This window comes from Nocardioides aquaticus (assembly GCF_018459925.1).
Classification (GTDB): domain Bacteria; phylum Actinomycetota; class Actinomycetes; order Propionibacteriales; family Nocardioidaceae; genus Nocardioides; species Nocardioides aquaticus.
Window position 1 is genome coordinate 4,106,606 of the sequence record NZ_CP075371.1, and the last position, 12,755, is coordinate 4,119,360.

Consider the following 12,755-nt stretch of genomic DNA (forward strand, 5'->3'; position numbering starts at 1 on the left):
AGGCCCGCCCCAGTAGCTCAGCGGATAGAGCAGCCGCCTCCTAAGCGAAAGGTCGCAGGTTCGACTCCTGCCTGGGGCACCACCTGCCGGCTGCGTCCTGCCGGGCTCGTCCTGTTGGGCTCGTCAGGTGCCTGCCGCAGTCCCGAAGGTGTGGTGCACCGCCTCGACGTTGTTGCCGTCGAGGTCGCGCAGGAAGGTGCCGTAGTAGCCGGCGTGGTACTCAGGCCACAGGCGCGGGGCGTGCAGCACCTCGTGCCCCGCGGCCACCGCCGACGCGTGGACGGCGTCGACGGCGTCGACGGCGTCGCGGTCGGGCGCCGCGAAGGCGACGTGCGCCTCGTGGCGGGTGCCTACGGGTGCTGGGCTGAGCCAGAAGTGGGGGAAGCCGTCAGCTGCGGCGATCCCGACGACCGGGCCCTGGTCGGTGTCGAAGCGTGCAGCCTCGCGGAACCCCATCGGCGCGAAGACGGTGAGGTAGAAGTCGAGCGACGCGTCCACGTCGGCGGCCTGCAGACCGAGATGATCCAGCACCGTCTCAGTGTGGCCGCTCGTTCGTGGCCGCGCCAGCCCTGCGGGCGCCGTCCTGACGGGGCGGCCGCGCCACCGCGCTCGGTGTCAGCGCACGTCGACGAACGCCACCACGTCACCGGTGTCGTGGTCCTCGACCTCGACCGTGCCCGGGGTGGTGAAGGTCAGCTCCTGGGCCGTCTCGCCGGCCTCGAACTCGACGTACTGCTCGGGCGTCGAGTGCACGTGCAGCTCGCCCGCGCGGTCCGACTCCACGCTGACGGTGATCGAGTCGCCCACCCCGACCTCGAGCTCGGCCGCGTTGGGGCTGATGTCGTCGCCGGCGATCTCGACCGCCAGGTCGGCCTCCGGGACCGGCGCCGCCGACGCGCTCCCCCGTCCCTCGCCCTTCCCCGCGCTGGGCGTCGGGGTGGGCGTCGGGGTGGCGGACGCGCTCGCCGACGTGCCGCCGGAGGAGGCGGGGTCGGCCGCGGACTCGTCCTGGCCCCCGCAGGCGGCGAGCGTGGTGAGGGCGGCGAGGCTCAGGGCGGCCAGGCCCAGGCGGGTGCGGTGCTGCACGGCGTTCTCGATTCGGGGTCGGTTCCCCGGATCGCCCGGGCGGGTCGACCCCATCGTCCCGCCCCGCACAAGCAGGGACGGCACCGCCTCACCCGGCGTGGGGTGGCCCTGCGTCGGCATCCGGGGACCAGGATGCGCCCCATGCCCCGATTCCCCGCCGAGGACGACCTCTCCGCCGTGGAGCTCGCCGACCCGGAGGACGGCGACGCGCGCGACACCCCGCCCGCTCCCGGCGCCTAGGACGCCGCGGCCGCGAGCGTCAGGTCACGACCTCGAAGGTGATCCCGGCGGCCTGCAGCCGCCCCGTCAGGTTGTGCCCCATCGCCTGGGCTGTCGTCACGCAGCCCGCGAGGGACGGGTTGTCGTCCAGGGCCAGGCAGAGCGCCGACTCCGCGAGCATCACGGCCGTCTCGCCGTACCCGGGGTCGCCGCCGCTGACCCGCGTGTGGATGGTGCGACCGTCGCCCTCGCCGACGAAGTCGACGGTGAACCACGACCGCTCGCGGCGGGCCTCGTCCGGCCCCTCGCCCTGCTTCATCCGACCAAGGAGCAGGTTGCGCACGGGCTTGACCTGGGCGCCGGCGACCAGCGCCATCAGCCCGGCGGCCCCACCGGCGGCGTAGCGCAGCGTCTTGGTGCCGACGTAGTGGCTGTAACGGAACCTCGGGCCGTACGCCTCGAGCGCCGCCCCGCTCCGCGCGACGACCTGCGGGTCGATCGTGGGCAGCGGCAGCAGCCAGTAGCCGAGCAGCGTGTCGCGGTGCGGCTTGCCGGCGACCGCGCGCGAGGAGCGGTCGGGGTCGCGCGGCTCGAGGCGGCGGCGGGCGGCGAGGGCGTCGCGGGCCTGCTTGGGGCGGGAGATCGCGTCCATCGCGGAGTGGAACGTGCCGCCGGAGGCCGTCCCCCCGGCGCGGACCACCCCGCGCACGCTGACCGGGCCTGCGGCCTTGAGCTGCTCGACGGTGTAGAGCACCCCGAGGTCGTGCGGCACCGAGTCGAAGCCGCAGGCGTGCACGATGCGTGCGCCCGAGGCCTCGGCGGTGCGGTGGTGGGCCAGGTACATCCGGTCGACGAACTCCGGTTCCCCGGTCAGGTCGACGTAGTCGGTGCCGGCCTCGGCGCAGGCGGCGACCAGCGGCTCGCCGTACTGCCGGTAGGGCCCGACGGTGGTAACGACCACCCGGGCCTGGCGGGCCAGGTCGGCCAGCGAAGCCGGGTCGCCGACGTCGGCGGGCAGCAGGTCGAGGTCGGCCAGCGCCGGGTCGATCCCCGCCAGCCGGGCGCGGACGGCCTCGAGCTTCTCGGGGTTGCGGCCGGCCAGGGCCCAGCGCAGTCCCGAGGGGCCGCTGCGGGCGAGGTACTCGGCGGTCAGCCCGCCGGTGAAGCCGGTCGCCCCGACGAGGACCAGGTCGTACGCGCGCGTGCCGGATGTCCCGGAGGTGTCAGCCATGCCCGCATGGTGGCAGAGGGAACCGACGCCCGCCCAGCCCCGTCGGACCCGCATGCAGCGTCCGCCCCGGCCCGTCCTCCTGCCCGTCGCCCTGCTCGCCCTCGCCGGCTCCTTCGCGGCCGGGTCCGCGCTCGCCGACCCGGGGCCCGGGCCCGTCGCCGCGTCGGCACCGGGCACCTCCTGCGAGGAGGTGCGCGACCACTACGTCGACGCCGCTCTCCCCCTGGTGGGGCCGCGCGGGTGGGTGCGCCGGTCCCCCGCGCTCGGGGGCCTGCTCCCGGTCGAGGAGCTGGCAGCGCGGGACGCCACCGCCGTCCGGTCCGGCGCGACGGCGCCCGGTACGCCCGGCACGACCCGCTCGACGGCCAGCAGCACCGGCACCACCGTGCAGGAGGAGGACGTCGACGAGCCCGACTCGGTGAAGACCGACGGCGGGCTGCTGGCCCGCACCGACGAGGGCGACCTGGTCCTCGCCGACGTGTCGGGCGCCACGGTCCGCGAGACGGCCCGGGTGCCGCTGAACGACCTCGAGGAGGTCGGCGACCCCGGGTCCCCTCCCGGTCTCGAGCTGGACCCGGCCGCCGCCGAGCGGGCCGAGCTCCTCCTCGTCGACGACGTCCTCGTGGTCCTGGCGCACGACGCCCGCAGCACGCACGTCGTGTCCCTCGACGTCACCGACGTCACCGACCCGGTGGTCCGCGAGCACGTCGTCCACGACGCGGCGCTCGTCTCCGCGCGCCAGCACGGCGAGGTCGTCCGGCTCGTCCTCGCCCGCGGGCTGCCCGCGCTGGACTTCCAGGTGCCCGGCGGCGGCCTGGGCCGCGCCTCGGCGCAGGAGGCCAACGAGGCGCTCGTGCGCGCGGCGCCGGTCGCGGCGTGGCTGCCGACGCGCAGCGTGGACAGGTCCGAGCCGACACCGTTCCTGGACTGTGCCGACGTCGCGGTCCCCACCGCCGACCTCCCGCTCGGCGCCACCGCGGTCGTCGCGACGACGGCCGACGACCTGGCAGGGACCGGCGCGGAGCAGGCCGCCGGCGCGGTCGCCGTCGCGGGGCGGCTGCGCCTGGCGTACGAGTCCGGCGACCACCTGTTCCTGGCCACCAGCGACGTGCGGGAGCCCCTCTGGCCGGTGGGGACCTCGGTCCGCTGCCTCGACCGGTGCGGCTCGATGCTCGACGGCGTCGACGGGCTCGCGCGTCGGCCCGTCCCGCCGGGCACGACCCACGTCCTCGGGTTCACGCTCCGCGGCACGTCGACGACGCCGGCCGGCGGCACCGAGGTGGACGGCGTGCTGGCCGACCGGTGGTCCCTCGACGAGCACGACGGCGTCCTGCGCCTGGCCCTGGAGGCCAGCACCGAGACCGCCGACGCGACCTCGGTGGTCACCCTCGAGCCACGCGGGGGCGCGCTGGTCGAGGTGGGGCGGCTGGACGGCGTCGGCCGCCAGGAGGACCTGACCTCGGTGCGGTGGTTCGACGACCTCACGGTGCTGGTGACCTTCCGGCAGGTCGACCCGCTGCACACCGTCGACCTCGGTGACCCCGCCCGACCGACCGAGATCGGGGTGCTCGAGGTCCCCGGCTTCTCCTCCTACCTGCACCCGCTCGGTCCCCGGCGGCTGGTCGGGATCGGCGCGGGCCCCCAGGGCCCCCAGGGCGGTCGGGGCGGGTGGGGCGCGCAGGCCGGCCTCTTCGACGTCACCGACCCCACCGACGTGCGCCGCCTCGACGTCGTCGGGTACGGCGCGGGCAGCCGCGCCGGCGCCGCGAGCGACCCCCGCCAGCTCACCTGGCTGCCGCACGAGCGCACCGTGCTGACCGTGGTCGAGCGCGGCCGGCGCTCCCCCACCGCCTGGGTCTCCACCCTGGCCCTCGGCGGCGGCCGGATGGAGGCCAGGGAGACGCTCGTCGACCGCGGCTCCGACCTGGACCGGGTGCGGCTGGTGCCGCTGCCCGACGACCGGGTCGTGCTGGTCACCGGTGACGGCGCCCGGTTCTTCCCCTCGGCGACCAACCCCGCGGCGACCAACCCGGCACCGACCGACCGGGGGTAGACCGGCCGGATGAGCGACTTCTACACCGACGCCCAGCGCGACCTCCAACGTCGCCACGACAGCGAGCGGCTGGCCGACCGCCTCGAGCAGGCGATCGTCTCCGACGTGGTCGACCTGGACCAGCACGGCGCCTTCATCGCCGGCCGGGACTTCTTCTTCCTCTCCACCGTCAACGGCCGCGGCGAGCCGACGGTGTCCTACAAGGGCGGTGACCCCGGGGTGCTCGCGGTCCTCGACGAGCACACGCTGGCCTTCCCCGACTACGACGGCAACGGCATGTTCCTGTCCCTGGGCAACATCGCGGAGACGGCCAAGGTGGGCCTGCTCCTGATCGACCTGGAGACCCCGCACCGGCTCCGGGTCCAGGGCACCGCGTCGGTCGTCGCCGACGACCCGCTCCTGGCGCGGTGGCCCGGGGCGCGCTCGGTGGTCCGGGTGCGGGTCGACGGGGTCTTCGTCAACTGCGCCCGCTACGTCCACCGCCACGTCCGCACCGACCGCTCGCCGTACGTCCCGGACACCGACGGCGAGGCGCCGTACCCGTCCTGGAAGCGCCTGGACGTCCTCGCCGACGCGCTGCCGGGACCGGACCAGGGCCGGGCCGAGGCCGAGGGCGGGCTGATCGACCTGCCGGAGTACGCCGCCCGGTTGGCCGCCGGCGACTCCTGACCCGGCGGCCGGTCCGGACGTACGCTGGCGGCATGTGCCGCAACATCCGCCCGCTCCACAACTTCGCCCCGCCGGCCACGGAGGACGAGGTGGACGCGGCGGCGCTGCAGTACGTGCGCAAGGTCAGCGGGTCCGCGAAGCCGTCGCAGGCCAACCAGGCCGCCTTCGACCGGGCGGTGGCCGAGGTCGCCCACGCCACCCGTCACCTGCTGGACTCCCTGGTGACCACCGCGCCCCCCAAGGACCGCGAGGTGGAGGCCGAGAAGGCGCGCGCCCGGGCGGCCGTGCGCTACGCCCGATGACGGTACGCACCCCCGGCGCGGCCACCGCGCCGACCGAGGCCCGACGCAGCGGCGACCCCGCCGACGTCGTCCGCGCGCTCGACCTGCTGGCGGGGCGGCGCCTGGTCGTGCTCTCCGGGGCGGGGCTGTCGACCGACTCGGGCATCCCGGACTACCGCGGCCCCGGCGCCCCGGCGCGGACCCCGATGACGTACCAGGAGCTGGTCTCCGGGCCGGCTGCCCAGCAGCGCTACTGGGCCCGCAGCCACCTCGGCTGGGGCCGGATGCGCAGCGCCGAGCCCAACGCGGGCCACCGGGCGCTGGCCGCGCTCGACCCCGACCTGCTGATCACCCAGAACGTCGACGGCCTGCACGAGCGCGCCGGCTCGCGCCGCGTGGTCGCCCTGCACGGCCGGATCTCCGAGGTGGTCTGCCTGGGCTGCCGCGAGACCACGCCCCGCGCCGCACTGCACGCGCGGATGGACGCGCTGAACCCCGGCTGGGCGCAGGCTCAGGGGGAGGCCGAGACGCGGCCCGACGGTGACGTCGACCTGGACGACACCGCGGGCTTCGTGGTGCCGGCCTGCGCCACCTGCGGCGGCGTGCTCAAGCCGGACGTCGTGTTCTTCGGCGAGAACGTCCCGGCGCCCCGGGTGCAGCGCTGCTTCGACGCCGTCGACGCGCTCGGCGACGAGGGCGCCCTGCTGGTCGTCGGCTCCAGCCTGACCGTGATGAGCGGGCTGCGGTTCGTGCGGCGCGCGGCGAAGGCCGGGACGCCGGTGGTCATCGCCAACCGCGGCGTCACCCGCGGCGACGACCTGGCGACGTACGCCGTGGACGTGGGCTGCACGGAGTTCCTGACCGCGCTGCTCTGACCGCGGGCGGGTCGCGGGTCGGCCACCCACCGCCGTGACCCGCGTCTCGTTGATTGCATCTGTCAACCATCTGGAATAAAGTTGCCGTCAGCAACCTTTTCATCCGATGTGAAGCGAGACGACGTGACCCAGCTGGCCGACCCACCCTCCTCCGGATCGTCGGCGCCCGAGGCGCCGGTCGTCGCGGCGAAGGCGATGACCCACCGCGAGGTGCTCGAGGCGCTCAGCGGCCTGCTGCTCGCGATGTTCGTGGCGATGGTGTCCAGCACCGTGGTCACCAACGCCCTCCCACGGATCGTGGCCGACCTCGAGGGCACCCAGACCGGCTACACCTGGGTCGTCGTGGCCACGCTGCTCACGATGACCGCCACCACCCCGCTGTGGGGCAAGCTCGCGGACCTCTACGACAAGAAGATCCTGGTCCAGTCGGCCCTGGTCATCTTCACGATCGGGTCCCTGATCGCTGCCTTCGCGCCCTCGATGGAGGTCCTCATCGGGGCCCGCGCGGTCCAGGGCCTCGGCGTCGGCGGCCTGACCGCGCTGGTCCAGGTCGTCATCGCCTCCATGGTCAGCCCCCGCGAGCGCGGTCGCTACTCCGGCTACATCGGGGCCGTCTTCGCGCTGGCCACCGTCTCCGGCCCCCTCATCGGCGGCGTGATCGTCGACAGCCCGCTCGGCTGGCGCGGCTGCTTCTTCGTCCCGATCCCGATCGCCGCCCTGGCCCTCGTCGTCCTCCAGCGCCGGCTGCACCTGCCCCGCGTCACCCGCCAGGTCTCCATCGACTGGCTCGGCGCGATGCTCATCGTCGGCGGCGTCAGCATCCTGCTCGTCTGGGTCTCCCTGGCCGGCCAGCAGTACGACTGGGTCTCCGCCACCAGTGGCCTCCTCGTCGCCGTCGGGGTGCTCGTCATCGCCGCCGCGATCTACGTCGAGGGCCGCGTGGCCACCGAGCCGGTCATCCCGCTGCGCCTGTTCCGCGACCGCACCACGGTCCTGGCCACCATCGCCTCGGCGATGATCGGCGTCGCGATGTTCGGCTCCACGGTCTACCTCTCGCAGTACTTCCAGCTGGCCCGCGGGATGAGCCCGACCGAGGCCGGCCTGATGTCGATCGCCATGGTCGGCGGCCTCCTCGTCACCAGCATCGTCACCGGACGGGTCATCTCCTCCACCGGCTTCTGGAAGCGCTACCTGGTCGGCGGCGCCCTGCTGACCACCGTCGGCTTCGCCCTGCTCGCCACCATCGACGACACCACCTCGCTGTGGGTGGTCGGCGGCTTCATGGCCCTGATCGGCCTCGGCATCGGCGCCACCATGCAGAACCTCGTCCTGGCCGTGCAGAACAACACCGCCCAGGCCGACATGGGCGCGGCCAGCGCCACCGTCGCCTTCTTCCGCTCGATGGGCGGCGCGGTCGGCGTCTCCGCGCTCGGCGCGCTGCTCAACCACCAGGTCAGCGACAAGCTGACCGAGGGCCTGGCCCGGCTCGGCATCGACGCCGCCGGCCAGGGCGACGGCTCGATCCCCGACATCACGACGCTCCCGGCCCCGGTGCGCGACCTCTACCAGCAGGCGTTCGGCGAGGCCACCGGACACCTGTTCCTGGTCGCGGTGCCGTTCGCCGCGATCGCGCTGCTGTGCATCCTGGCCATCAAGGAGGTGCCGCTGCGCACCACCGTGGACCGGGACGACGAGCCCGTCGCCACCCCGGTCAGCGCCCAGGACGAGGCCGTGGAGGCCGTCGCGCCCGCCGGCACCACGTCGGAGGAGCCCGCGCGTCCCACCCACGCCGCGCGGTACGTCCCCGAGGAGCCCGACGCCCGCCGCGCCGCCCCCGTGGGCCACCACCGCTCGGCCACCGGGGAGGATGACCCACGATGAGCAGCCGTACCGCCGACCTCACCGACCGGACCACCGCCACCCGGACGCTGGAGCGGGAGCTCTCGACGTTGATCCGTCGGCTCAAGCGGGTGGTGGCCGAGCGGGCCGCCGAGGTGCACCCCGAGCTGCAGCCGGCGGCGTACTGGATCCTCACCCACCTGGAGCACCACGGCTCCCAGCGGGCCGCCACAGTGGCCGACCACCTCGAGCTCGACAAGGGCGCGGTCAGCCGCCACGTCCAGCACCTGCTCGACCTGGGCCTGCTGGACCGCAGCCCCGACCCCGCCGACGGCCGGGCGACGCTGCTGTCGCTCAGCGAGGACGGCGCCCGCCGGCTGTCGACGGTGGACCAGCACCGCCGCCAGTGGTTCGACGAGGTGCTCGGCTCCTGGGACGACGACGAGCTCGCCGGGTTCGCCGACGACCTCAGCCGCTACAACCGCACCCTGGAGCAGGCGCGCGCGGCGCGCGACGCGAGCCGGCCCTGACCCGGCCCTGACCCGGCCCTGACCCGAGTCGGGGTCAGACCCGCAGCCAGGCCGACGTCGCCGGCGGGAGCACCCCGTCGAGCGGCCCGCTGGACACGAGGACCTCGCCCGCCGGCAGCTCCGCGGGGGCGTCCCCGCAGTTGAGCACCACCAGCAGGTCGCCCCGGCGTACGCGCAGCACGTCACCGTCGGTGCCGGCCTCGACGGCGTCGGGCAGGCCGAGCGCGTGCTCACGCCGCGCGGCCAGCGCGGCCTGGTAGAACGTCAGCGTCGAGCCGGGGTCGCCCAGCTGTGCCTCGACGGTCACGCCGGCCCAGTCGTCGGGCTGCGGCAGCCAGGGCTGGCCGCCGCCGGGCCCGAACCCGTACGGCGGGGCCGTCCCCGACCACGGCACCGGCACCCGGCAGCCGTCCCGGCCGACCTCGCCGGTGCGGAACCAGGACGGGTCCTGCCGGTGCTCCGGGGCGACCTCGACCTGCTCCAGGCCGAGCTCCTCGCCCTGGTAGAGGTACGCCGAGCCGGGCAGCGCCAGCATCGCCAGCGTCGCGGCGCGCGCCCGGTCCAGGCCCAGCGCTCCTCCGCCGTACCGCGTGACGTGGCGGACCACGTCGTGGTTGCTCAGCACCCAGGTCGGCAGGGCGCCGACGCGGCCGACGGCCTCCGTGGAACCGGTGACGACCTCGGCGAAGGCCGCCGCGTCCCAGGGCGCGAGCAGGAAGGCGAAGTTGAAGGCCTGGCTCATCTCGTCGGGCCGCACGAAGTCGGCCATCGAGCCCGGGGTCTGCGTCCACGCCTCGGCCACCGTCATCCGGTCGCCGTCGTACTCCGCCAGCACGTCGTGCCAGCGGCGGTAGACGTCGTGCACCTCCGGCTGGTCCCACATCGGCTCGTCGCGCAGCGTCCGCTCGACCATGGACGCCGTCGCGGCGGAGTTCACCGACTCGCTGTCGGGCAGCTCGCCCTCGGCCAGCTCCTGGTCGCGCAGGGACTCCTCCTTGACCAGGCCGTGCGCCACGTCGACGCGGAACCCGTCGACGCCGCGGTCGAGCCAGAACCGGAGCACCTCGACGAACATGTCGCCGACCTCGGGGTTGCGCCAGTCCAGGTCGGGCTGGGTGGAGTCGAAGAGGTGGAGGTACCACTGGCCGGGGGTGCCGTCGGCCTCCTCGACGCGGGTCCAGGCGGCGCCGCCGAAGACCGACGCCCAGTTGTTCGGCGGCTCGTCGCCGCCGGGCCCGCGGCCCTCGCGGAACAGGTAGCGGGCGCGCTCGGGGCTCCCGGGGGCGGCGGCCAGCGCGGCCTGGAACCACCGGTGCTCGTCCGAGGTGTGGTTCGGCACCAGGTCGACGATCACCTTGAGGCCCAGCTCGTGGGCGCGCGCGAGCATCGCGTCGGCGTCGGCGAGCTCGCCGAAGAGCGGGTCGACGTCGTGGTAGTCGGCCACGTCGTAGCCGTGGTCGTGCTGCGGGGAGCGGTAGAACGGCGAGAGCCAGACGGCGTCCACGCCGAGGTCGCGCAGGTACGGCAGCCGGTCGGTCACCCCGGCCAGGTCACCGACGCCGTCGCCGTCCGCGTCGGCGAAGCTGCGCGGGTAGACCTGGTAGACCACGGCGTGCTCCCACCAACGGCCCGTCGTCGCGGCGATTGGATCGTTCAAAGAACTCATGGGAGGCAGCCTACCGACGCCGGCGGGCGGTGCTACTTCTTGACCTGCTCGTAGCGGTCCAGGGCCTCGCGCCGCTCCTCCTTGTGGTCGACCATCGGGCGCGGGTAGCCGACGAGGTCGCGGGTGTCGTCGTCCGGCTCGTGCGGGTCGGGCACCTGGTCGGGGTCGGCCAGCTCCTCGACCCAGCGGCGCAGGTAGGCGCCGTCCGGGTCGAACTTGCGGCCCTGGGTGGTGGGGTTGAACACCCGGAAGAACGGGGAGGCGTCGGTGCCGCTGCCGGCCACCCACTGCCAGCCGTGGTTGTTGGAGGCCAGGTCGCCGTCGACCAGCCAGTGCAGGAAGTGCCGGGCACCGTGCTGCCACTCCAGGTGGAGGTCCTTGACCAGGAAGCTGCCCACGATCATCCGGACCCGGTTGTGCATCCACCCGGTCGCTCGCAGCTGGCGCATCCCGGCGTCGACGACCGGGAAGCCGGTGCGGCCCTCCTGCCAGGCCAGGAGCTGGTCGCCGGGCTCGTCGTACGGCATCCGGGCGTACTCCGGGCGGTAGTACTCGCGCGCCGAGTCGGGTCGCTGGAACAGCACGTCGGCATAGAACTCGCGCCAGGCCAGCTCGGTGCGGTAGGTCTGCACGCCCTTGCCGCTGCGCCCGGCGAGCTCGGTCAGCAGCGTGCGCGGGTGCACCTCGCCGTACTTGAGGTGGCGTGACATCCGCGAGGTGCCCTCGACGCCGGGCTTGTCGCGGTCGGTGTCGTAGTCCTGGATCCTGTCCAGGAACGTCTCCCACGTCTCGAGCGCCGCCTTCTCCCCGGCCTCGGGCAGCTCGAGGCCGTCGGGGACCTCCACGTCGGGGATCCCGGTGGTCCCCCCGGCCTCGTCCTCGCCCAGCTCGCGCCACGAGACCCCCGTGGGGGCCTCGATCGCGGCCCGCCAGCCGTGGTCGTTCCAGGCGCGGGAGAACGGGGTGAACACCTTGTAGGCCGAGCCGCTGCCGTTGACGACGCGTCCCGGGGACACCGCGTACGGCGACCCCGTGCGCACCAGCTCGATCCCGGCCTCGCCCAGCGCCTGCTCGACCGCCTCGTCGCGCGCCCGGCCGTACGGCGCGAAGTCCTCGGCGACGTGCACGGTCCCCGCGCCCACCGCCTTCGCGGCCAGCACCACCCGGCGCACCGGGTCCCCACGCAGCACCGAGAGCCGGGTGCGCCGCTGGCGCAGGCTCGCGTCGAGCGCACGCAGCGACGCCGCGAGGTAGGCCCGGCGCGACGGGCCGGCGGGGTCCCACAGGTGCGGGTCGAGGACGAACAGCGGCAGCACCTCGCCGTCGTCGGCGGCCGCGACCAGGGCGGGGTTGTCGGCCAGGCGGAGGTCGCGTCGGAACCACATCACGGCTGTCATCGGTCCCTCACTGTGCCACCGGCCGGGGACCGCCCTCCTCACCCGAGCGGCGCCCTCCCCTCGATGGGTCACAATGGGGTCGTGAGCGACCTCATCGACACCACCGAGATGTATCTGCGGACCATCTACGAGCTCGACGAGGAGGGCATCGTGCCCCTGCGGGCGCGGATCGCCGAGCGCCTCCACCAGTCGGGTCCGACCGTCTCCCAGACCGTGGCCCGGATGGAGCGCGACGGCCTGCTCACCGTCGAGGGCGACCGGCACCTGGAGCTGACCGAGGACGGCCGCCGCCTGGCCACCCGCGTGATGCGCAAGCACCGGCTCGCCGAGCGGCTGCTGGTCGACGTGATCGGCCTGGACTGGGAGCTGGTCCACGAGGAGGCATGCCGCTGGGAGCACGTCATGTCCGAGACCGTCGAGCGGCGCCTGCTGACGCTGCTGGAGAACCCGACCGAGTCGCCGTACGGCAACCCGATCCCCGGGCTCGACGAGCTCGGCCAGAACCACGTGGTCGAGGAGTTCATGACCGGCGTCGAGTCGCTCTCGTCGGTCGCCGGGGCCGAGGAGGGCCGGGTGCTGGTGCGCCGGATCTCCGAGGAGATGCAGAAGGACGAGCACCTGATGAGCGCGCTGCGCCGCGCCGGCGCGACCCCCGACAAGACCGTCACCGTGATCTCGACCGGTGCCGGCGTGCTGATCGGCTCCGGCGGAGAGACCGCCGAGATCGTCCCCGAGGCCGCCGACCACATCTTCGTCTCCCGCGTCTGACGAGTCCCACGGCGATCGCCGGACGTCATACGACCCGGACCGTGGCCGAGCGGCGCCACGTATGACGTCACGTAGGTGGGGAGCCGGACGTCATACGACCCGGGCCCGGGCCGGGCGGCGCGACGGATGACGTCCCGCGGG

The 12,755-nt window shown here is 74.5% G+C and carries 12 protein-coding genes and 1 tRNA gene; 8 read left to right on the top strand and 5 right to left on the bottom strand.

The window, feature by feature from the left end; all coding sequences use genetic code 11:
* Positions 1-6: 6 nt before the first annotated feature.
* Positions 7-82, top strand: a tRNA-Arg gene (locus ENKNEFLB_RS19970).
* Positions 83-123: 41 nt separating this feature from the next.
* Here ENKNEFLB_RS19970 and ENKNEFLB_RS19975 read toward each other — a convergent pair.
* The 3 genes from ENKNEFLB_RS19975 to ENKNEFLB_RS19985 all read right to left on the bottom strand — a co-directional run bounded on the left by ENKNEFLB_RS19975 (position 124) and on the right by ENKNEFLB_RS19985 (position 2,536).
* On the bottom strand, positions 124-531 hold the full coding sequence (locus ENKNEFLB_RS19975) for a VOC family protein (RefSeq protein ID WP_214056963.1): 408 nt from the start codon (positions 529-531) through the stop codon (positions 124-126).
* Positions 532-615: 84 nt separating this feature from the next.
* Entirely contained in the window at positions 616-1,086 is a 471-nt protein-coding gene (locus tag ENKNEFLB_RS19980) for a hypothetical protein (protein WP_214056964.1), read from the bottom strand.
* 259 nt (positions 1,087-1,345) lie between these two features.
* Entirely contained in the window at positions 1,346-2,536 is a 1,191-nt protein-coding gene (locus ENKNEFLB_RS19985) for a saccharopine dehydrogenase family protein (protein WP_214056965.1), read from the bottom strand.
* A 52-nt stretch (positions 2,537-2,588) separates the two neighbouring features.
* Between ENKNEFLB_RS19985 and ENKNEFLB_RS19990 the strand changes: the two genes are divergently transcribed.
* The 6 genes from ENKNEFLB_RS19990 (at position 2,589) to ENKNEFLB_RS20015 (ending at position 8,783) form a co-directional block, all read left to right on the top strand.
* A complete protein-coding gene (locus ENKNEFLB_RS19990) occupies positions 2,589-4,589 on the top strand; it encodes a beta-propeller domain-containing protein (protein ID WP_214056966.1) in 2,001 nt (666 codons plus the stop codon).
* Positions 4,590-4,598: 9 nt separating this feature from the next.
* Positions 4,599-5,258 carry a pyridoxamine 5'-phosphate oxidase family protein gene (locus ENKNEFLB_RS19995; RefSeq protein WP_214056967.1) on the top strand — a complete coding sequence of 220 codons (660 nt, stop codon included), beginning with the start codon at positions 4,599-4,601 and terminating at the stop codon, positions 5,256-5,258.
* 32 nt (positions 5,259-5,290) lie between these two features.
* Positions 5,291-5,560, top strand: a complete 270-nt coding sequence (locus ENKNEFLB_RS20000; RefSeq protein ID WP_214056968.1) for a DUF2277 domain-containing protein — start codon at positions 5,291-5,293, stop codon at positions 5,558-5,560.
* A complete protein-coding gene (locus ENKNEFLB_RS20005; protein ID WP_214056969.1) occupies positions 5,557-6,414 on the top strand; it encodes a Sir2 family NAD-dependent protein deacetylase in 858 nt (285 codons plus the stop codon). Before ENKNEFLB_RS20000 ends, ENKNEFLB_RS20005 begins: the two co-directional genes overlap by 4 nt.
* Positions 6,415-6,522: 108 nt before the next feature.
* Positions 6,523-8,295, top strand: a complete 1,773-nt coding sequence (locus tag ENKNEFLB_RS20010) for an MDR family MFS transporter (protein WP_338040928.1) — start codon at positions 6,523-6,525, stop codon at positions 8,293-8,295.
* On the top strand, positions 8,292-8,783 hold the full coding sequence (locus ENKNEFLB_RS20015; RefSeq protein WP_214056970.1) for a MarR family winged helix-turn-helix transcriptional regulator: 492 nt from the start codon (positions 8,292-8,294) through the stop codon (positions 8,781-8,783). The genes ENKNEFLB_RS20010 and ENKNEFLB_RS20015 overlap by 4 nt, the downstream gene beginning before the upstream one ends.
* Positions 8,784-8,817: 34 nt before the next feature.
* On the opposite strand, the gene ENKNEFLB_RS20020 is transcribed toward ENKNEFLB_RS20015, so the two are convergent.
* Together ENKNEFLB_RS20020 and ENKNEFLB_RS20025 are read right to left on the bottom strand one after the other, a co-directional pair.
* Positions 8,818-10,449, bottom strand: coding sequence for a glycoside hydrolase family 13 protein (locus ENKNEFLB_RS20020; protein ID WP_214056971.1), 1,632 nt, complete (start codon positions 10,447-10,449; stop codon positions 8,818-8,820).
* 32 nt (positions 10,450-10,481) lie between these two features.
* Positions 10,482-11,846, bottom strand: coding sequence for a cryptochrome/photolyase family protein (locus ENKNEFLB_RS20025; protein ID WP_214056972.1), 1,365 nt, complete (start codon positions 11,844-11,846; stop codon positions 10,482-10,484).
* 81 nt (positions 11,847-11,927) lie between these two features.
* Between ENKNEFLB_RS20025 and ENKNEFLB_RS20030 the strand changes: the two genes are divergently transcribed.
* Positions 11,928-12,614, top strand: coding sequence for an iron-dependent transcriptional repressor DtxR (locus ENKNEFLB_RS20030; RefSeq protein ID WP_214056973.1), 687 nt, complete (start codon positions 11,928-11,930; stop codon positions 12,612-12,614).
* The last annotated feature ends 141 nt before the right edge of the window (positions 12,615-12,755 follow it).